The organism is Colwellia sp. 75C3 (assembly GCF_002836255.1).
Classification (GTDB): Bacteria; Pseudomonadota; Gammaproteobacteria; order Enterobacterales; family Alteromonadaceae; genus Colwellia.
Genome location: NZ_PJAU01000031.1, coordinates 232,425 through 254,293, shown reverse-complemented (window position 1 = coordinate 254,293; position 21,869 = coordinate 232,425). Strand labels below are relative to the sequence as shown.

The window sequence follows — 21,869 nt, the reverse complement described above, 5'->3', positions numbered from 1 at the left end:
AATGATGGTGCACAATCAAAAGCATTTTATTTGTCTGAATGCGCTTTATTGATAGCGCTATAGTTAAGCTTTCACATAGTTTAATTAATATAACATTGTTCGATGACGGTCTCTTATTACAGTCATATTATCGTTTAAAGGGTGGTAAAATCTAGATGGCAAAAGTAGCAAAAATAGAATTTGTATGTACTGATTGCGGTATGAATCACACCCGATGGCAAGGACAATGCCGTTGTGGTGCATGGAATACCTTGGTAGAAATGAAAATACCTAAGCTAGGCAGTAAAAGTGCAGTTACTCGTTCAGGCACTACTGGCGGTTATGCCGGCTTAACTGGTGGCGGATCTAAAAAGATTAATGAAATACAAACCACTGACGCAGAAAAGCAGCTTACTGGCATAGGTGAATTAGACCGCGTGCTTTGTGGAGGCGTAACAACTGGCTCTGTAAATATTATCTCTGGTGATCCGGGTGCAGGAAAAACTACGCTACTTTCAGATCTTGTCGCTCGCATGTCACAAACAACCGCATCATTATATTGTACCGCGGAAGAGTCATTGTCCCAGTTCAAAAATCGAGTACAACGTTTAAAGTTAGACTACAACGAAGACAACCTATATTTACTCTCAGAAACCAGCGTAGAGTCAATAATTAATGAACTAGATACACATAAGATAAAGTTTGCTGTCATTGATTCTATACAAGCGGTTGTTACCGACAATGCCAATGGTAGCCCTGGCTCACCTTCACAAGTAAAAAGTGCCGCCCAAGCGTTAACGCAATATTGTAAACAAAACGACGTTACTATGTTTCTTATTGCCCATGTGAATAAAAACAATGAAATAGCTGGTCCACAAACTCTTGTTCATATCGTTGATGCACTTTTACATATTGATACCAATGATGGTCAAATTCGTACCCTTAGAGCAAACAAAAACCGTTTTGGGGATATTGACACTGTCGGTATTTTTAAAATGTGTGAACGCGGTATGCTCAGTGTCGATAACCCCAGTGAGATATTTTTATCCGGATCGAGTACCGAATCGCCGGGCTCAACCATTACCTGTATCCGTAAAGGCAATCGAAACCTGTTGTTAGAAATTCAATGTTTAACCACTGAAACAGAAGCAGAGTTTCCACAACGCGTTTGTGTGGGTTTAAACATGAACAGAATTAAAATGTTAACGGGGATCTTGCGTAAACATACCAAAACTAAGATATATCACGATACCTTTTTTAATATTGTTGGTGGTCTAAGAATTGATGAGACTGAAACCTGTATCGATTTAGCTCTGGTATCAGCATTATTAAGCAGCCTGAACGACTTTGTTATCCCTCGAAACACCTGCATTATGGGTGAATTAAGTCTAAACGGAGATGTTAGACCAATAGACAGCGGCGTACCTCGCGTTAAAGAAGCTGCGCAACATGGTTTCACCGAAATATATATTCCTTATCGAAATTATCATAAATCAATGGAAGGTTTAGGCGCTAATATCAAGGCAGTTAAAACCATCCATGAACTTATTGAGCTATTAAAATAGCGACTATATAAGCTTTCCATTTGAAAATATTAGATTAAGCGGGGAACTGAGTGGGGATAAGTCAAATAACGTGCAATTTAACTGACATAAACTGCACGTTACAATATAAAACATTTGTCATCAAAACTTGCACTCGTGTTAAGTTTTAAAGACAATACCTGTCATAAAATTGGCATGGACGTCATAGGCTCAACGTACAAACTCACCTATTTACATACTATTAAAACAACTTAATAAGATAACTTTCCTATGAAATTTACTGTTAAAAAAGCACTTATTGCACTTGCTTGCTCATTAGCCTTACCGCTAAATGCAAACGCTAATGCAATTGATGAAAATATCAAAACGCCCGCCGTTACGATGAACGCAGAGCAATTAACCATTGAGCGCATTTATAGTTCACCTTCTCTTAATGGCCAAACACCCAAATCTTTAAAATTCTCACCTGACGGAACACGGGTAACTTACCTACAAGGTAAAAGCGATGACTTACACCGTTACGATTTATGGGAATACAACTTAGCCAGTAAAGAAAATAAGCTGCTGGTTGATTCACAATCACTGTTTAGTGGTCCAGAAAGTTTATCTGATGAAGAGAAAGCTCGCCGTGAACGCCAAAGAATCTATGGTGTTGGCATCATGGAATACCAGTTTTCACAAGATGGCAGCGCATTATTATTCCCGCTTAACGGGGATATTTACTATTACCATTTAGCGACTAAAACGGCTAAACGCTTAACCGAAACAGCCGGTTTTGAAACCGATGTGAAATTTTCACCTAAAGGTAATTTTGTTTCCTATATTCGTGAACAAAACATATACGTGTTAACTATTGTTTCAGGTGAAGAGCGTCAGTTAACCATTGATGGTGCTGGCACGATTAAAAACGGCATGAGTGAATTTGTAGCTCAAGAAGAAATGGCTCGCATGACCGGTTATTGGTGGTCACCCGATGAAAAGCACATTGCTTTTTTACGTGTTGATGAAACCCCGGTAAAAGTTGTTATTCGTAACGAGATATATGCTGAAAAAATTGAACTCATCGAACAGCGCTACCCGGCAACAGGTACTAATAATGTTCATATTCAATTAGCCGTTACAGATATTAAAGGCAAAAAGATTCGCTTCGTAAATATGGGCGATGACCAAGATATCTATTTACCTCGAGTAAAATGGTTAGCTGATAGTAAGAAATTATCCTATCAATGGCAGAGTCGTGATCAAAAAACCTTAGTATTAAAAACCTATGACCTAAAAAAGCGTCGCCAAAAGACTTTATTAACAGAAACATCTACTCATTGGCTTAACCTACATAAAGATTTAACCTTTTTAAGTGATAATAAAACCTTTATCTGGGCTTCTGAGCGTGACGGATACAAACACCTTTACCATTACAACTTAAACGGTGAGTTAATATCACAATTGACTAAAGGCGAATGGGTAGTTGATTCATTAACACGTGTTGATGAAAAAAATGGCTGGGTTTACTTCACCGGTCGTGCTGATACTCCGCTTGAACGTCATTTATATAAAGTACCTCTAAGTGGTAAATCACCTGAAAATGTCCAGCGAATTACTAAGCGTAATGGCTTTCACAGCATCAACTTCAGCGCTACTAGTGAAAGTTACATCGACAGTTTCTCAAACACTAAAACCCCTAAACAGGTAAGTTTACATCTTGCTAATGGTGAACATATTACTTGGCTAGCTGAAAATAAAGTCACTGCAGCTCACCCTGTCGCACCATATTATGATGATTTAGTTATGCCTGAGTTTGGTTCATTAAAGTCTGATGACGGGCAAGCGGATTTGTACTACAAACTTTATAAACCTAAAAATATGCAACCGGGCAAAAAGTATCCAGTGATTGTTAGAGTTTATGGTGGCCCTCACGCACAGCTTGTTACTAACTCATGGAAAGGTGCAGATATAACGCAATACATGCTACAGCAAGGTTATATTGTTTATCAGCTTGATAATCGCGGCTCTAACTACCGTGGTACAGCCTTTGAATTTCCAATCTATGAGAAATTGGGTCAAGTTGAAGTTACCGATCAAATTACCGGTGTAAAATATCTACATACGCTGCCTTATGTTGATAAAGAACGTATTGGTGTCTTTGGTCATTCGTATGGCGGTTATATGGCATTAATGACGATGTTCAAAGCCGGTGATTATTTCAAAGCGGGGGTTAGTGGCGCGCCAGTTACTGATTGGATGCTCTACGATACCCATTATACTGAACGTTATCTAAATCACCCTAAAGTAAATGCAGCAGGTTACCAACAAAGTAGTGTATTTCCTTATGTTTCGGGCTTAAGCGGTCCAATGATGGTTTATCATGGAATGGCTGATGACAACGTATTGTTTACCAATACCACTAAGTTAATTAAAGCCTTGCAGGACGAAGGCAAGTTATTTGAATTAATGACCTACCCTGGCAGTAAACATAGTATGCGCGGTAAAAAAGTTAAGGTGCACTTAAATACTACGATCATGGACTTCTTTGATAGACACTTTAAATAACGTCTTTAGCTCGTGTTAGCTATTAAGCATTAACCCGTAGTTATCAAGAGTGACAAAAACGGCAAGTAACAGAAGTTACTTGCCGTTTTTTTATTTTTATCGCTAATAAAACGAAAGTACAAATTAATTATTTTCATCGTTAATTGATCGCCGGGCATGTTATTTTTTTCTCTTTTTCGACTTGCATTTTTCATGCCCAAAAATGACTAAAACAGGCAAAAACTCTGGTTACATTTAATTGCATTTTTCTAGCATTTTCCTATTGCATTTTTATGACTGAAGGAGGAATATGAAGGTGAAGACAAAGATGAAGATAACGAAAGAGGTAAGACTATGAAGATTAAAATTTCTGGACACCACGTTGAAATAACTGAAGGTATCAAGCAATCTATCGAGAATAAGTTTGCGAAAATCTCTAAGCATTATCCGTCAATCATGACGTTAAACTCGACCATTACCGTCGAGCCGCATCTACAAAAACTTGAAGTAACAACATTGTACGAAGGAGAGAAAGTTACCGTAAACGCTTCTGACAAGCAGCTGTATGTGGCCATCGCCAAAGTTGCTAAGAAACTACAAGTTGCCCTTGCTCGTCGCAAAGGTGTGTTATCAGCCAAATTTAACAATAAGTTTGTTGTTCCACAAACAGACTTATTTCACTCTGCTTAACTTAGAGATAAACTAAGACATAAGCCAACAAGGTTAGTGAAGTGCTTATAGTGTCGCAAGACATTATAAGCAAAACTTAACTAGATAAAGCTCAAATAAATATCAACCAGAAAACTATTAGCTAGCAAGCTATTGGTAGGTAAAAAAAAGGCTGCACTCTGATTAAATCATAGTGCAGCCTTTTTTATTGGTATCAAATTATAGAGCTAAAATAGGTACTGAAGTCACCAATTATAACGACTGAATAAGTTCAGTAGTTATAATTCGACTGAGCTTATTCTAATCAACTCATTTGATCTGATTCATCTTACTCTGGTTCGTAATCTAAGTTTGCAGATAACCAGCGCTCTGCTTGTTCAACCGTCATACCTTTACGGGCGGCATAATCGAGTACCTGATCTTTAGCCAGTTTTGCTACCGCAAAGTACTTTGATTCTGGATGAGAGAAATACCAACCACTTACTGCAGCACCTGGCCACATCGCATAACTTGAGGTGAGGTCCATATCAATGTTTTCTTTAACATTAAGTAACTCCCACAACAATCCTTTTTCAGTATGCTCAGGACAAGCAGGGTAACCTGGCGCAGGTCGAATACCTTGATAACTTTCGCGAATTAATGCGTCATTATTAAGATCTTCATCAGGCGCAAAACCCCAATATTCTTTACGTACTTTCTCATGCAAATATTCAGCACTCGCTTCCGCTAATCGATCAGCGACCGCTTTGAGTAATATTGAATTATAGGCATCGTGATCAGCATCAAAAACCTTCACTAAATCTTCAACACCAAAACCTGCTGACACCGCAAAGGCACCAACATAATCTTCAATGCCTGAGTCTTCTGGTGCTATATAATCAGATAAACAGCGGTTAAACTGCCCTGCTGGCTTTTTACTTTGTTGACGTAGTTGATGAAGTCTCATTAATTTTTCGCTGCGACTTTCATCAGTGTATAGCTGTATATCATCTTGGTTACTGTTTGCTGGAAACAAACCAAATACCGCTCTAGCAGATATTTTTTTATTGTTGATAACGTCATCAAGCATGGCGTTAGCATCATTAAACAGACTCGTTGCTTCAACACCAATCACTTCATGTTTTAAAATTAGCGGATACTTGCCCGACATCTGCCAAGTCATGAAAAATGGTGTCCAATCAATATATTTTCTAACTTCGTTCAAATCGATATTATCAAGTACCGTAACACCCAGTTTGTTGGGTTTTTTAGGCGTATAATCTTCAAAATTAATTTTGGTGGCATTAGCACGCGCAGCTTCAAGACTAATTAAACTTGAACGTGGGCCTTTTTTGTAATGGCGAACACGTACACGTTCATACTCTTCCTGGGTACTAGCAAAAAATCCTGCTTTATGTTCACTTGATAACAAGTTACTCACTACAGATACAGCGCGAGAAGCATTCGATACATAAACTACCGGTTCATCATATTGCGGTTCAATTTTAACGGCCGTATGTGCCTTTGATGTAGTTGCACCACCAATTAATAAAGGCAGTTTCAAGCCTGTTCGTTTCATTTCTTTAGCGACATAAACCATTTCATCAAGTGATGGCGTGATCAGACCTGATAAACCAATAATATCAACATTTTCTTCTTTGGCTACGCGCAAAATATCATCACAAGAAACCATCACGCCAAGATCAATAATTTCATAGTTATTACATTGCAGTACTACGCCTACAATATTTTTACCGATATCGTGTACATCACCTTTAACCGTGGCGAGCAATACCTTACCGTTGGTGCTAATTTCAGTTTTCCCCTCTTCGATATAAGGGTTTAAGTAAGCTACCGCTTGCTTCATTACCCGCGCTGATTTTACTACTTGCGGTAAAAACATTTCGCCTGCACCAAATAAATCACCGACGGTGTTCATACCATCCATCAATGGCCCTTCAATAACATCTAAAGGACGGTCGGCAGCCAAACGTGCTTCTTCGGTATCCTCGATAATGAATTCATTAATACCTTTAACTAACGCATGAGATAAACGCGCATTAATCGGCAACTCTCGCCAAGTTAAATCAGTTTTTGAAACTTGTCCGCCAGCTTTACCATGGTACTCTTGAGCAATATCAAGCAAACGTTCTGTAGCATCATCATCCTTATTTTGAATAACATCTTCTACCGCTTGTTTCAGCTTCTCAGGTAAGTCTGAATAAATGGCTAGCTGACCGGCATTAACAATGCCCATGTCCATACCATTTTTAATGGCGTAGTATAAAAATACCGCATGAATCGCTTCACGTACGGGATTGTTTCCCCTAAATGAGAAGGATACATTTGATACGCCACCGGAGATCATCGCATACGGTAAGTTTTTCTTAATATCATCTACCGCTTCGATAAAATCGACCGCGTAGTTATTGTGCTCTTCAATACCCGTAGCAACGGCAAAAATATTCGGGTCGAAAATAATATCTTCAGGCGGGTAACCAATTTCATCAACAAGCATGTGATAAGCACGATGACAAATTTCATATTTACGCTTACGCGTATCAGCTTGCCCTTCTTCATCAAACGCCATAACAATAACAGCAGCGCCGTAACGACGAAGTAATTCAGCTTGGTGACGGAAGTTTTCTTCGCCTTCTTTAAGGCTGATAGAGTTAACAATACCTTTGCCCTGAATACACTTAAGGCCAGCTTCAATGATGTCCCACTTAGAGGAGTCAATCATGATTGGCACTTTAGCAATATCAGGTTCGCCAGCAATTAGATTTAAAAAACGCACCATAGCGGTTTTTGAGTCCAACATGCCTTCATCCATGTTGATATCAATAATCTGCGCGCCATTCTCTACTTGTTGTAAGGCTACAGAAATAGCTTTGTCGTAATCTTCTTCGACAATCAAGCGCTTAAACATAGCAGAGCCAGTAACGTTAGTACGTTCTCCAACGTTAACAAACAAACTATCTTTATTAATAGTTAATGCTTCTAAACCCGATAAGCGACAGGCAACTTCACGTTTTTCAACTTTACGTGGTTTGATATTTGCAACCGAATCAGCCATGCCTCTGATATGATCAGGCGTGGTACCACAACAACCACCAATAATGTTTAAAAATCCTGACGAAGCCCACTCTTCTACGTGGGTGTTCATATCTTCTACAGTAAAATCATATTCGCCGAAAGCATTGGGTAAACCGGCATTAGGATGAGCAGAAACGGCAACATCACAAATACGGCTTAACTCTGCAACATATTGACGTAATTCAACTGGGCCTAACGCACAATTAAGGCCAAATGAAACCGGCTTAGCATGACGAAGTGAGTTATAGAATGCTTCGGTAGTTTGTCCTGATAAAGTACGACCTGAGGCATCGGTAATAGTACCTGAAATCATCACAGGTAAACGTTCACCTAATTGGTCAAATACAGTTTCTACTGCAAAGATAGCGGCTTTAGCATTTAAGGTATCGAAAATAGTTTCGATTAAAATAATATCACTACCGCCTTCAATCAAGGCTAACGTTGATTCAATGTAAGCATCTTTTAGCTCATCAAAAGTAACGTTACGATATGCTGGGTCGTTTACATCAGGAGAAATGGAACAAGTACGGTTAGTTGGCCCTAAAACGCCGGCAACAAAACGCGGGCGGTCTGGATTTTTCTTGGTATATTCATCGGCAGCTTCACGCGCTATTTGCGCGGCAACACGGTTAATTTCAGCGCTATACTCTTGCATGTCGTAATCAGCCATGGCAATCGTAGTCGCATTAAAGGTGTTGGTTTCAAGGATATCTGCGCCAGCTTCAAGGTACTCAAGGTGAATCGCTTTAATGATTTCAGGCTGAGTAAGCACTAACATATCGTTATTGCCTTTAACATCAGTATGCCAATCAGCAAAGCGCTCAGCTCTAAAATCTTGCTCTTCAAACTTATATGCTTGGATCATAGTGCCCATAGCACCATCAAGAATGAGAATGTTTTTAGCTAGTTGCTGTTCGAATAAGGCAAAAGATGGGTGTTTTTTCATTTTAAATCCAAGAATAACGTTTTAAAGAATAAGGTGATTTTCAGTACTTAACGTACTATTTCATTAGTGTAGAGTTAATATGATCTGCATCTAATTGGTACGGCGTTATTTGATAAACATAATAATTTAACCAGTTAGTAAAGAGCAAGCTACCATGACTGCGCCATGAGCTTACCGGTTTATTATTAACGCTGTTATCTTGATAATAGTTGATTGGCACCCTGGTATCTGCATCTTTTTTACAATCTCGAAGATACTCTTCATGTAAGGTGGCAGTGTCATACTCTGGATGGCCAGTAAGGTATACTTGTCGCTTGTTTTTACTTGCCACTAAATAAACTCCCGCATCTGGAGATTGCGCTAAGATATTTAGCTCATCAACACCTTGATAATCGGCTTGATTTATATAGCCATAACGGGAATGTGGTACATTAAAATTTTCATCAAAACCACGTGTTAACGCTTCTTTACTATCTAGTGGGTAGTGTTGATAAACACCGGAGAGTTTTTTCTGGCGTAAATGACGGTTTAAACCATAGTGGTGATATAAAGCCGCATGCGCAGCCCAACAAGAAAACATCGTTGAGGTGACATTTTTATCTGCCCAGTCAAACACTTCGCATATCTTGTCCCAATAACTAACATCTTGGTAATCAAGTAAGGCTAGTGGCGCACCTGTAATAATAAGGCCGTCATATTGCTTGTGTTTGATATCATCAAATAAACAATAAAAACTATCTAAGTGCTCTTTCGGTGTGTTCTTAGAAACGTTTTTATGGATACGGACAAATTCGACATTAATTTGTAATGGCGTATTCGATAACATTCGTAAAATTTGAACTTCTGTTTCAATTTTATTAGGCATTAAATTCAAAATAGCCACTTGCATCGGGCGAATTTCTTGATTTGCCGCACGGTGCTCAGACATAACAAAAATATTTTCATTATCTAAAACGGAAAGAGCGGGTAATTGACCGGGAATTTTAATGGGCATAACGCTACCTAACAAAAAAAGCACTTAATAATTGAGAGTTACAATATTACTTAGATTGCTAGGCATGTCAACTTCTAAACGTATAGACGTCTAAACTGTTTTATTTCAACTTAGGTGTTTATCGAACTAATAGCCATATACAACAGCGCTTAATCAGCTAACTTTAGAAAACAATAAAACATAAGGTATTATCCCTTGAAACACTTTAAATTTCATAAGCGCCTTCAATAGCCGCGAAAATATAATTATTCCAACAATGTTAATTTCACATTATTGTATTAGGTATTTAACCCACAACATTCAAGTATGATTACGGTCATTAAACTTTAAATTTTGAAGTGGTTTCTTGTAATTGTGCTGAGTTAGTATCAAAGCAACTTGCCCTATCTATTCAATTGAAGATTGGGTTGCGCCAAAACTACCATGCATTTGTTCAATATTATTCACTACCACTTCAGCAACACTTGATTGCTCTTCTGTTGCTGTTGCAATTTGGCTATTCATTGAACTAACATGACCAATTTGATCTTTAATTTTAGTTAATGATTTATCGACCTCTAACGATATTTGTTCGTTACTTTGTGCTTTATCACTCGCTAACGCCATAGTCGTTACCGATTTATCTGCTGCAGATATTAGCTTATCTAATAAGCCTCTAATTTCAGTCGTGGACAAGGCCGTTCTAGAAGCTAAGTTTCTAACTTCATCAGCAACAACTGTGAAACCTCTGCCTTGCTCTCCTCCCTAGCGGTTTCTATTGCGGTATTTAAGGCAAGCAAGTTTGTTTGCTCTGCAATACCATTAATCACATCAGGAATTTGATTCATATTTTGCGAGTCTTTAGCTAACTGATCAACAACATTAGAAGCATTATTAATTTCTCCGGCTAACTCCTTTGATACCGATAAAGATCTCTGCACATTTTTCATGCCTAAATTAACCTCAGACTCCCCCTCATCTGCGGCTGTTGCAGCTTCCGCAGCAGATTTAGCAATATCAGTAACACTGTACTGCATTTCAATCATAGACTGCTTAGTTACCTCGGCAACATCGGCTTGCTCTTGTACATTTTCATTAACATCGCGTACCTTTTCAGTTAATTGCTCTGCACTTCGAGTTAATGGTGGTACCGTATCTATAACTTCTTTTACAATACTCCTTAAAAATTGCGTAAAGGCATTAAAGTTTTTTGCAACACTACCCAGTTCATCTTGACTGACAACATTAATTTGGTTAGTTAAGTAGAAAGTCGTAATAAATTCAAGGAAGTAAATAAAAAAGAAGAGTAATAGCTAGATGGGTCAATGGATAAATGATCGGTATAAAAAAAGCACCAAAAATTTATAAAATTTTGGTGCTTTAGTAATTTACTCTTTAGTTTATTTTAGGTAACGCCCTATCAACGATAGACCTGAATATAATAAAGCTTAGTCTTTAAAGTTATTATATTGGAAAGATTGTTCTAACTCGGCAGTTTTTAATAAACGCATTACCGCTTGTAAATCATCTCGTTTCTTACCGGTTACCCTTACTTGCTCACCTTGAATAGCCGCTTGTACTTTTAGTTTTTCAGCTTTAATAAGTTTAACGACTTTCTTAGCAACATCTTGTTCAATACCTTCTTTAAACGTTACTTGCTGGCTCCAGTTTCTACCGGTAGCACTCGCATCGCCAACGTTCATGGCTTTAGCATCAACGTTACGCTTAGCTAATTGGCTTCTTAACATGTCGGACATTTGCTTTAATTGAAAGTCACTTTCAGCTTTTAAAACTACATTAGGTTTTTTCCATTCAAAACTAGCTTCAACACCACGGAAGTCGAAACGTGTAATAATTTCACGATTTGCATTGTCGACGGCATTTTTAACTTCTTCAAAATCAGTTTCAGATACAATATCCATTGATGGCATAATTTATTTCTCTTCTATAGGTTTAGCTGTAGGTTGAATTAATTCATTACTCGCTATTATACCCCCACGTTTAATCCAAGCAACTAAAGTACTAACTAAAGCAGATAACTCTGCTGACCAGTATATCTACCAGGCCTTATCAATAAGAAATGCTCAGTAAATCATGCTAATATCAAGTCACTTCATTTTAATTGCAGAATATTTGTGAAAGCTCGTCAACATTATTACTTTTTTACTACCGTGATTGTCGTATCTATATTACTGCTTTTTGCTCATGAATTTTTACCCGATGCATTACGAAAACGTATATTTCAATTTCCAGAAATTGATACCATAGGACACTTAACTAGCTTTTTCATTTTAACCTGGGTTAGTCACTCGGTTATAAAATTGTCACTTCCCTTTTGTATACCTTTACTTATTTTTTATGGGGCATTAACTGAAATTGGCCAATCATTTTTAGGTTATAGAAGTGGTGAACTAGGTGATTTTATCGCTGATGTTGTTGGCATTAGCTTATTCGTATTGGCAAAATGGCTATATATCACTCTTTTTCGTAAAAATGATTAAGAACCTCTAACTATCAATCACTAATTAAATACATAGCATGGTAAATAATAGACTTATGACAAAAAGGTTAGATAATATTGTTGTCGTTGGGCAAGGAGCAATGGGCTTACTTTGGTACCATCATTTATCTCAAGATAATATTTCATCTAGTACTTCAGCTAACGTTAATATAAATAACAACGTTACTTTACTTGCCTCAAAACAAGACTTACTTAGTCCAAACGAGCTAAAAACTACCCGTTATCAATTTACCCCCTATCAACAAGATCACGCTAAAAATCATGCTCTAATTTATAGTGCCCAAGTAGATATAACATCAGCTGATATTATTCTGTTGTGCCTAAAGTCGTTTCATATCGCCAGTGCAATAAAAAAGATAGCTAAGGATATTCCCCCTCATTGCATAGTGATTCTAGCTCATAACGGCATAGGTACCTTTGAAGCGGTTGCCAAGCTACTACCAAATACACAAGTTATACTTGCCATGTTAACTACCCACGGTAGTTTACGAAATGCACCATTAACGATAACGCACACAGGGTTAGGCCAAACAGATATTGGACTACTTTCGGGTGAACTGAGTAATCCCCAAAAAGAACAACTCACCAGTCAATTGAATTTAGCCCTCCCGCATGTATGCTTTCATCAAGATATAAAGAAAAAACAGTGGTTAAAATTAGCAATAAACTGTGTGATAAACCCAATAACTGCTATTAACAATATTGATAATGGTGAGGTAAATGACAAGAAGTTTAGCAAGCAGGTAAATTTAGTATTAACTGAAATCATCGAACTTAGCCAAGCTGAAAATATAGGTTTAACATATACTGACTTACAAGCGATGGTGTATAAAGTAGCATTAGCAACGGAGAAGAACTGCTCTTCAATGCGAAGTGATATTTTGGCGGGTAGATCTACAGAGGTTGATTATATTAACGGTTATATTCACCGTTTAGGTAAGAAAAATAATATTGCCACACCCGAAAATACTCGACTGTGGCAACAGGTATTGAACCTTAAGCGCTAAAGAATAACGCTTAGCCTTAAGCTAATCTTAAGGACGATATACTTTTACATTTTTGAAACCATTATCAAGTAAATACAATGCTTGTAGTTTACTCATCACACCATGATCACAATAAAGTAAGTAATCTTTCGACATATCTAAGTCGCCGAATTGCGTAGAAAGCTTATAGAATGGAATATGCTTAACTTCGACATTTTCTAGCTCTAATGGATTGTTTTCTTCTTCCTCGGGGCTACGGATATCAACAATTACCGCATTCTCAGGAATGTTTTCAACAAGATCTACCGCACGAATTTCTTCTTCAGTCTCTTTACCAATATCGCGAATATCATAGACACGAGTCTCGCTAACAACTTTGTCTAAAACATCAAAATTGAAGTTACCTTCCTCTTCTACAACTTTAGAAAGTACGGCTTTGACTGTTGGTTTTTTCGAAATAACACCACAATACTCAGGAATAGTTTTAGAAAACTCTTCTGTTCCTATTTTACGAGCGATATCAATAATATCTTGCTTATCGTAAGCCCCTAATGGGCGTAGAATTAGCGTATCAGTAACACGATTGATAACGTTTAAGTTAGTTAAGGTTTGACTTGAAACCTGACCTAAACTTTCACCGGTAACCAGTGCTTGAATGTTTCCTCGGTCTGCTATTTTGGTTGCTGCACGAATCATCATTCGTTTTAACACAACACCCATATGGCTATTTTCAACATTATCTAATATCTCAGCAACAACAGGCTCGAAATCAACGGCAAAGAATTTAACTTTATGTGAGGCGCCAAATTTGTTCCACAAGAAATAACTTATTTGCTTAACACCCACTTCATGAGCTGAGCCACCTAAGTTAAAGAAACAATAGTGAGTACGAGAACCTTTTTTGATCATTTGGTAACTTGAAACACCAGAATCAAAACCACCGGACATAAGCGATAAGACATCTTCTTGGGTCGCAATGGGGAAGCCGCCTAAACCGATATGACGTTGGGTAACAATAAATAAGTCTTTATTTTTTATTTCAAGACGTATCGTAACATCAGGATTTTTTAATTTTACTTTGGCGCTTTCTACCGCTTGATTTAAGCCGCCACCAACATACTGCTCAACTTTTAATGAATTAAAGTCATGAGTACCAGTACGTTTAGCGCGTACGCAAAAAGTTTTATTTTCAATTGTATCAGCGTGAACAGCCAATGTTTTTTCATAAATATCATGAACATCGACAAAATCAGTTTGTTGTACTTCTAAAAAGAGAGGGATACCAGGAATGCATTTAAGGGCCTCTACTAAACGTTCACGGTTTTCAGGTGAATTGTCTTTGGTGTTAACTTCAACATTATCCCAGTTCATACGTGTAGTGACTTGCTCGTCAACACGACGTAAAACATTCTTAATGTTCGTCTCTAATATCTTAGTGAAACGTTTACGGACAGGGCGAGATTTGATAGTAATCTCAGATTGAAGCTTTACGATAAATTTCATCGGTTATAACCTAAAAAAGACAAAAAAATAATGGCGCGGATTGTACACTATTTGTCTGCCGTTTTTAAGCTTTTACTACGCGGTTGTAAAATTATCGCAAAAGTATTGTTTTCTATTCTTTTGTAATACCAATTCGCTCAGTTTCTTTTGCCTTACCTTGGCTTTTCCTTGAATAACTGCAATTTCAACACGACGGTTATGACATCATATAGTGCATTAGTATTAGATAACCAAAGTATTGCCTACTAATCTTTTGTAATACCAATTCGCTCAGTTTATTTTGCCTTACCTTGGCTTTTCCTTGAACAACTGCAATTTCAACACGACGATTGCGACGACGGTTATGACATCATATAGTGCATTAGTATTAGATAACCAAAGTATTGCCTACTAATCTTTTGTAATACCAATTCGCTCAGTTTCTTTTGCCTTACCTTGGTTAATCGCAATTTCAACACGACGATTACGACGACGGTTTAGCGCATTCGTATTTGGTACTAAAGGTCGAGTATCCGCATGACCGGCAACCACTAAACGAGTAGGGTCAAAGTTAGGTACTTTAATTAGCTGATGCGCTATTGCGACAGCACGTTTACTCGATAAATCCCAGTTAGAAGTAAACAATTCAGAATCAACACCACGATTATCAGTATTACCTGAGACCATTATTTCACCCGGCACGGTATTTAATAACTCACCAATCTCACGCATTACCGGCCAAAACTTAGGCTGTAAAAATGCTGAGCCTGATGGGAAAGAGCCATTTTCTCTTATGCGAATGATGACTTGTTGACCTAAAGACTCTAGCTCTATCGCACCATCTTGAATTTGTTGTTCAAGTTGTTCAGCAATTTTTTTCACTAAATCATTTACTTGCTCTTGTGCAGCTTGCTCTATATCTTCTTTCACTTTCTCTATTGCCTGTTGTGAAAGTGCATCTTCAGTATTTTGAGATTGACCGCCACGCTCAGTGCCACGCTGTTCTTGACGACCACCTGCAGATGTTTCATCACCCGCTTGAAACTCAAGCATTTGCTGAGTCATTTCCATGGTTTGTTGCTGAATTACTTCAATAGGTGTTGGCTCTGGCTTTCCTGGGCGGAATTCTTGAGCAATAATACTGGTACCTTTAGGGATATCTTTTACTTCAATTTTATTTTGCACACCAAATGCAAACTTCATTGAGCCGGCAATTTGCTTAAATTTCAAAACATCCATTTCAGAAAAAGATAATAGCAAAACGAAAAAACACATTAGCAGCGACATAAGATCGGCGAAAGTTCCCATCCAAGCAGGTAGTCCTGGTGGTGGACACTTACATTTTTGTTCAGACATACTTACCTCTCAACACAAGCACTTCGATCATAAACTCTTTTGACATAAGCCTACTCCCGCTATTCTTCTGTGGTGTCGATTTTTCGCTTACCTTCAGCTAAGTAATTTCTTAATAAGCCTTCGATAACACGGGGGTTTTGACCGTCTTGAATACCTAGCACTGCATCAAGCACTAACTCTTGGTTCATTTTTTCTTCAGCCATACGGAGTTTCAACTTTGAAGCGATTGGAATAGCAATCACATTGGCAAGAAAGGCACCGTAAAGTGTGGTAAGTAACGCTACTGCCATTGCTGGACCGATGGATTTTGGGTCATCCATATTAGATAACATAGCGACTAGCCCTATTAGCGTACCGATCATCCCCATTGCAGGGGCAACATCGGCAAGGGCCATCATCATATTCGAACCTGTCTCATGACGCTCTGTAGTTAAGTTAATATCTTTTTGCAAAGTAGCTCTTACTACATCAGCATCATGTCCATCAACCAACATATCAACGCCTTTTTGCATGAAAGGGTTAGTTATTTCTGCTTCTTCTAAGGCTAAAAATCCGCCTTTACGCGCAGCATCTGCCATATCAACAGCTTTTTCAATTAACTCTTCTGGCTTTTCAAGCTTAAACATAAAAGCTTTGCCAATAATTTTTCCGATACCAAAAAACTGACTTAAACCATAATTAGATAATACGATAAATATAGAACCACCAAAAACAATAATAACTGACTGGGTATCAGCAAACATCATAATGTCGCCTGACAATACCATCGCCATAACCAATAAACCGATGGCACCTAAAATACCAATTATCGTAGCTAAATCCACAAAACTCTCCTAAACAACTTACTAATAGCGCTTTAATACAATCGAATGAAAATCACGCACTTTTTTATTCGGGATGCTATAAGACCGTACTTCAATAAAAGAATAGTACATTATGTGAAAACTATTCGCTAATAACTCGCGAATTATTCACTAATAATAAAATCCCTATATAAGTTTATTATCGCCCGTAGTGTCAATAACTTAACACTAATGATAAAATATTTTCAGAACAATATTAGAACTTGGTTAATTGACCCGCGCAGTAAGCTAAGGTAAATTTGCCAAATTAAATTCACTGCTGAGTAGTTAGAGCAAAAATCATGGCTAAAAAGAAATTAGAAAACCTCTCTTTTGAAGAATCATTAAATGAACTTGATACAATAGTACAAAGTTTAGAGCAAGGTGACTTGAGCTTAGAAGAATCGATGGCTCTTTTTGAACGCGGTTTGAACCTTAGTCAATTAAGTCAGGTGAAATTACAAGCTGCTGAGCAAAAAGTACAAATATTGCTAGATAAAAATGGCACTGCTCAACTAACTGATTTTGATAGTAGTGCAGGCAATAGTTAATGACCATTCTGACTTCCTATGAGCATTATCAGCAACGTATTAATACCTTTTTAGCTACTAAGCTTGAAGAATTGACTATCAATGACCCTAAGTTGCTCGAAGCCATGCGTTATGGACTGCTTATCGGTGGTAAACGAATGCGCCCTTACTTAGCCTATATTACCGGTGAAGCAGTATCAGCTGATCTAAATGATATTGATGCAGTGGCTGGGGCACTTGAATGTATTCATGCGTACTCGCTTTTACATGATGATTTACCTGCAATGGATGACGATGATTTAAGGCGTGGCCAACCTACTTGTCATAAAGCTTATGATGAAGCGACAGCGATATTAGCCGGCGATGCCTTGCAAACTTTAGCTTTTGATATTTTAGCTAATCATTCTTTTTCTGCGAATCAAAGCGCATCTAAAACACCTATTCAAGTAAGTTTAATTCAACAATTAGTTAATGCTTCTGGTTATCAGGGCATGTGTGGCGGGCAAGCGCTTGATTTAGCTGCTACAGGTAAAGGTATTTCACTATGTGAACTGGAAGTTCTACATTCACTTAAAACAGGCGCTTTGTTAAAAGCTTCAGTATTAATGCCTGCCATGTGTAGTGAAAATGTCACCGAAGAACATAAGAAAACATTAAGCGAATACGCACAATTTATTGGCCTAGCGTACCAAGTACAAGACGATATCATTGACTTAACGTCAACCGAAGAAGAGCTTGGTAAACCTGTCGGATCTGATCTAGCTGCTAACAAAAGTACCTATCCTGCACTGCTCGGTTTACAAGGTGCACAAGACAAAGCTGAAAACTTATTACAACAAGCGCTTCAAGCTTTGACTAGATTACCTTACAATACCCAATCATTAGCAGATTTTGCTACCTTTATTGTTAAGCGCAGCCACTAAATATTAAACTGATTGATATCTAAGTACATGCTAAAAAACATTAAATAAAATTATTATTACCAATAGACAAACTATGACTACAAACCTTGCAGACTACCCACTACTTTCTCAAATTAATCTTCCTGAAGATTTGCGTAATATGCCGCAGGAACAGCTGCCACGTATTAGTAATGAATTACGTAGTTACTTACTTAACTCAGTGAGTAAAAGCAGTGGACACTTTGCATCAGGCCTTGGCACTATTGAGCTTACCGTTGCTTTACATTACGTGTACAACACCCCCTTTGACCACTTGATTTGGGATGTTGGTCATCAGGCTTACCCCCATAAAATTTTAACCGGCAGACGTGATCAGCTACACACTATAAGACAAAAAGGTGGTTTACACCCTTTCCCTTGGCGTGAAGAGAGTGAGTACGATACGTTAAGTGTTGGTCATTCAAGCACTTCAATTTCCGCCGCATTAGGTTTAGCTGTAGCTGCTGAAAAAGAAGATAAAAACCGTAAAACGGTAGCCGTTATTGGTGATGGTGCGATGACTGCAGGTATGGCTTTTGAAGCATTGAATCACGCAGGTGATATCAAAAAGGATATGTTAGTCATCTTAAATGATAATGACATGTCTATTTCCAAAAATGTTGGCGCATTAAATAATCATTTAGCAAAATTGCTTTCTGGCAGTATATTTACTGGTTTTAGAGAAGGTAGTAAAAAATTATTAGGCAATATCCCGCCAATAAAAGAACTCGCTAGCCGCGCTGAAGAGCACTTAAAAGGCATGGTTGTACCAAGTACCTTTTTTGAAGAGTTAGGCTTTAATTATATTGGCCCTATTGATGGCCACGATGTTGATAGCTTAGTCACCACAATTAAAAACATGCGTAACCTCAAAGGACCGCAATTTTTACACGTGGTTACCACTAAAGGTAAGGGATATCATGCTGCAGAGCAAGACCCTATAAAATACCACGCAGTGCCTAAGTTTAATCCTGAAGAAACCAACTTACCTCAGTCAAAGCCAAGTTTGCCGACTTATTCAAAAATCTTTGGCGATTGGTTATGTAAAACAGCTGAAGTTGATAAAAAGTTAGTTGCAGTTACTCCTGCTATGGCTGAGGGCTCTGGTATGGTTGAGTTCAGCCAACGTTTTCCAGACCAATACTTTGACGTAGCAATTGCAGAACAACATGCGGTAACTTACGCTGCAGGCCTTGCTATTGGCGGTCAAAAGCCGGTAATAGCCATTTACTCTAGTTTTTTACAACGTGGTTATGACCAATTTATTCACGACGTAGCTATTCAAAACTTACCTGTTATGTTCGCAGTTGATCGTGCTGGTATAGTGGGTGCTGATGGTGCTACGCATCAAGGTGTATTTGATTTAAGCTTTTTACGTTGTATTCCTAATACCGTTATTATGGCACCGTCAAATGAACGTGAATGTCAGTTAATGTTGAACACAGGCTTTAAATTAAATGGCCCAAGTGTTGTCCGTTACCCTCGAGGTAATGGCATAGGTGAAACACTACCTAGCGTCGATGAGACTATAGAAATAGGCAAAGGGCTAAAAGTACTAGAAGGAAATGAGCAGCAAGGCAAAAAAATAGCAATTTTAAGCTTTGGCACTATGTTAGGTGAAGCTAAAAAAGCCGCTTTAGAATTAGGTGCTACGTTGGTAGATATGCGCTTTGTGAAGCCTCTTGATGAATCACTTATTGATGAGCTAAATGCTACTCATGACTGCCTGGTAACGATTGAAGATAACGCCATCGCTGGTGGTGCTGGCTCAGGTGTAAACGAGTATCTACTTGCTCAAGGTAAACCAGTTACCATACTAAATATTGGTGTTAAAGATCATTTTGTTAAACATGGTACTCAAGAAGAAGTGCATCATGAATTAGGTCTAGACGCTGAAGGTATTGTCACTAAAATACAAAACTTTATTAGCTAGCCCTATAAAAAATCATAAAGACTAAGCAATAAAAAAGGATAATGAAGTTAATTCATTATCCTTTTTTATTATCTGTTACAACTACTCTACTTACTGCAAGTAAGATAGTTAATAAACATCGAATTATAAGTTTGTTACATCTATTCTATTTTTTAAGTTATCTTCAAGAGCAGATTTTTTCTCACGCTCTTGACGCTTTTCACACGGATTATCGCAGTTACATTCTTTATCAATGCCAACGCTTGCTAAACCACCGCAACTACCCGCGAGGGTTCTGTTCTGGAAAATATATCCTACAGCCATAGCAGTACCTACGAGAAGGAAAAAACCAAAGGTAATAAAGAAAATCATCATAATGTTTGCTCTCAACTTACTTATTTAACTAGAAACAGCCAATGCTCGGGACAAGAACATTGCACTAAATATCTACACGACACTATTACTTTAAGTATTGTCTGAATTTTACCGTAAATTGCTCATCAAAGCCATTTTCGGTCTTAGAAATAAACAAAGCTGCGAGATTATTTTTAACCGCAAAAGCCATTCCTTTTTCCATACCCATAACCATCAAAGTGGTCGACAAGCCATCAGCCGTCATAGATGATGGGTGAATCACTGTAACGGATACTAACTTATGATTGATTGGCTTACCTGTAGCGGGGTCAATAATATGAGAAAAACGCTGACCATCAGCTTCAAAATAAATTCGATAATCACCTGAGGTCGCAACTGCATTATCTCTAGGGATAATCACTTCTTGCACGCTGCGTTCATTAGTCAAAGGCTTTTCAACAGCAATAGCCCATAATTCACCCGTACTTTTAAAGCCCTTTAAACGTAACTCTCCTCCTATTTCGACTAAATAGTTAGTTATGCCATTCTTTTCAATTAACTCTGCAACAACGTCGACACCATAGCCTTTAGCTGTAGTGGATAAGTCGATATATAAGTCTGGTATTTTTTTAGAAAGCAGATTGCCTTCTAGTACTAAGTGTTGCAAACCTACACGTTTTTTAGTCGCCGCTAATAACTCATCACTAGGGACTTTATCAGGACGCTGTTCAGGACCAAATCCCCATAAGTTTACTAATGGCCCAACGGTAACATCAAGCTTACCTTCACTTAACTGACCAAGGCGAATTGACTCTTTAAGTACGCGAGCAAAACCAGGTGAAACTTCAATAGATTCGGTTGAGGTAGATTGATTGAACGTCGATATTTCTGAAGTTTTAATATAAGTCGACATCTCTTGGTTAACTTGCTTTAACACCGCATCAATTTTATCTTGCAAGTTAAGCGCTTCAACCTGCTCTTTACTGCCAACAACTTTAATATTATAGGTCGTGCCCATCGTGCGACCTTGTAATAATATTTCTTCTTTGTCAGTATTATTACTTGGGAAGCAAGCAGACAGTGCCAACACCAAAGTCACTAACAACGCTAGTTTCATTTTGTTCATAAGTGGTTCCAAATTATTATTTATGTGAGCCTATTTAAAAAATAGGCTCACATAAATAATAAAAACTATACATGACAATTAAAGTAAAACTGGATCTTCGACAAGAT

At 37.9% G+C, this 21,869-nt stretch carries 17 protein-coding genes and 1 pseudogene; 8 read left to right on the top strand and 10 right to left on the bottom strand.

What is annotated here, in order from left to right:
- The first annotated feature begins 155 nt into the window (after positions 1–155).
- The 3 genes from radA to hpf all read left to right on the top strand — a co-directional run bounded on the left by radA (position 156) and on the right by hpf (position 4,739).
- Complete coding sequence (radA, locus tag CXF85_RS01230) at positions 156–1,544, top strand: DNA repair protein RadA (RefSeq protein WP_101226695.1); 1,389 nt, start codon at positions 156–158, stop codon at positions 1,542–1,544.
- A gap of 249 nt (positions 1,545–1,793) precedes the next feature.
- Positions 1,794–4,070, top strand: a complete 2,277-nt coding sequence (locus CXF85_RS01225; RefSeq protein ID WP_442871851.1) for a S9 family peptidase — start codon at positions 1,794–1,796, stop codon at positions 4,068–4,070.
- 333 nt (positions 4,071–4,403) lie between these two features.
- Positions 4,404–4,739, top strand: coding sequence for a ribosome hibernation-promoting factor, HPF/YfiA family (gene hpf, locus CXF85_RS01220; RefSeq protein WP_101226694.1), 336 nt, complete (start codon positions 4,404–4,406; stop codon positions 4,737–4,739).
- A gap of 307 nt (positions 4,740–5,046) precedes the next feature.
- Here the strand turns inward: hpf and metH are convergent, their stop codons facing one another.
- The 5 genes and pseudogenes from metH to CXF85_RS01195 form a co-directional block, all read right to left on the bottom strand.
- Positions 5,047–8,739: a methionine synthase gene (gene metH / locus CXF85_RS01215; RefSeq protein ID WP_101226693.1), complete on the bottom strand. Its 3,693-nt coding sequence runs from the start codon at positions 8,737–8,739 to the stop codon at positions 5,047–5,049.
- A gap of 55 nt (positions 8,740–8,794) precedes the next feature.
- Positions 8,795–9,733 carry a homoserine O-succinyltransferase gene (locus CXF85_RS01210; RefSeq protein WP_101226692.1) on the bottom strand — a complete coding sequence of 313 codons (939 nt, stop codon included), beginning with the start codon at positions 9,731–9,733 and terminating at the stop codon, positions 8,795–8,797.
- A 387-nt stretch (positions 9,734–10,120) separates the two neighbouring features.
- A pseudogene (locus CXF85_RS01205) lies at positions 10,121–10,414 on the bottom strand (methyl-accepting chemotaxis protein); the annotation flags it as partial.
- Positions 10,415–10,422: 8 nt separating this feature from the next.
- Positions 10,423–10,758: a methyl-accepting chemotaxis protein gene (locus CXF85_RS23265; RefSeq protein ID WP_101226690.1), complete on the bottom strand. Its 336-nt coding sequence runs from the start codon at positions 10,756–10,758 to the stop codon at positions 10,423–10,425.
- A 402-nt stretch (positions 10,759–11,160) separates the two neighbouring features.
- Positions 11,161–11,643, bottom strand: coding sequence for a YajQ family cyclic di-GMP-binding protein (locus tag CXF85_RS01195; RefSeq protein ID WP_101226689.1), 483 nt, complete (start codon positions 11,641–11,643; stop codon positions 11,161–11,163).
- A gap of 204 nt (positions 11,644–11,847) precedes the next feature.
- On the opposite strand from CXF85_RS01195, the gene CXF85_RS01190 reads away from it, so the two are divergent.
- Both CXF85_RS01190 and CXF85_RS01185 read left to right on the top strand, forming a co-directional pair.
- Positions 11,848–12,213 carry a VanZ family protein gene (locus CXF85_RS01190; RefSeq protein ID WP_101226688.1) on the top strand — a complete coding sequence of 122 codons (366 nt, stop codon included), beginning with the start codon at positions 11,848–11,850 and terminating at the stop codon, positions 12,211–12,213.
- 55 nt (positions 12,214–12,268) lie between these two features.
- Positions 12,269–13,240: a ketopantoate reductase family protein gene (locus CXF85_RS01185; protein WP_232771032.1), complete on the top strand. Its 972-nt coding sequence runs from the start codon at positions 12,269–12,271 to the stop codon at positions 13,238–13,240.
- A 27-nt stretch (positions 13,241–13,267) separates the two neighbouring features.
- On the opposite strand, the gene thiI is transcribed toward CXF85_RS01185, so the two are convergent.
- From thiI to pomA, 3 genes are all read right to left on the bottom strand, one after another.
- Positions 13,268–14,722, bottom strand: coding sequence for a tRNA uracil 4-sulfurtransferase ThiI (gene thiI / locus CXF85_RS01180; protein WP_101226686.1), 1,455 nt, complete (start codon positions 14,720–14,722; stop codon positions 13,268–13,270).
- 390 nt (positions 14,723–15,112) lie between these two features.
- The gene (locus tag CXF85_RS01175; protein WP_101226685.1) at positions 15,113–16,057 is read right to left on the bottom strand and encodes a flagellar motor protein MotB; all 945 of its coding nucleotides are present in this window, start codon (positions 16,055–16,057) and stop codon (positions 15,113–15,115) included.
- A 59-nt stretch (positions 16,058–16,116) separates the two neighbouring features.
- Entirely contained in the window at positions 16,117–16,881 is a 765-nt protein-coding gene (pomA, locus tag CXF85_RS01170; RefSeq protein ID WP_101226684.1) for a flagellar motor protein PomA, read from the bottom strand.
- A gap of 320 nt (positions 16,882–17,201) precedes the next feature.
- Here pomA and CXF85_RS01165 point away from each other — a divergent pair, with 320 nt between their 5' ends.
- From CXF85_RS01165 to dxs, 3 genes are all read left to right on the top strand, one after another.
- A complete protein-coding gene (locus CXF85_RS01165; protein WP_101226683.1) occupies positions 17,202–17,450 on the top strand; it encodes an exodeoxyribonuclease VII small subunit in 249 nt (82 codons plus the stop codon).
- Complete coding sequence (gene ispA / locus CXF85_RS01160; protein WP_101226682.1) at positions 17,450–18,352, top strand: (2E,6E)-farnesyl diphosphate synthase; 903 nt, start codon at positions 17,450–17,452, stop codon at positions 18,350–18,352. The genes CXF85_RS01165 and ispA overlap by 1 nt, the downstream gene beginning before the upstream one ends.
- 73 nt (positions 18,353–18,425) lie before the next feature.
- Positions 18,426–20,303, top strand: a complete 1,878-nt coding sequence (gene dxs, locus CXF85_RS01155) for a 1-deoxy-D-xylulose-5-phosphate synthase (RefSeq protein WP_101226681.1) — start codon at positions 18,426–18,428, stop codon at positions 20,301–20,303.
- Positions 20,304–20,426: 123 nt separating this feature from the next.
- On the opposite strand, the gene nqrM is transcribed toward dxs, so the two are convergent.
- The gene (gene nqrM, locus CXF85_RS01150; RefSeq protein ID WP_101226680.1) at positions 20,427–20,657 is read right to left on the bottom strand and encodes a (Na+)-NQR maturation NqrM; all 231 of its coding nucleotides are present in this window, start codon (positions 20,655–20,657) and stop codon (positions 20,427–20,429) included.
- A gap of 85 nt (positions 20,658–20,742) precedes the next feature.
- Entirely contained in the window at positions 20,743–21,762 is a 1,020-nt protein-coding gene (locus CXF85_RS01145; RefSeq protein WP_101226679.1) for an FAD:protein FMN transferase, read from the bottom strand.
- Positions 21,763–21,869 lie beyond the last annotated feature (107 nt).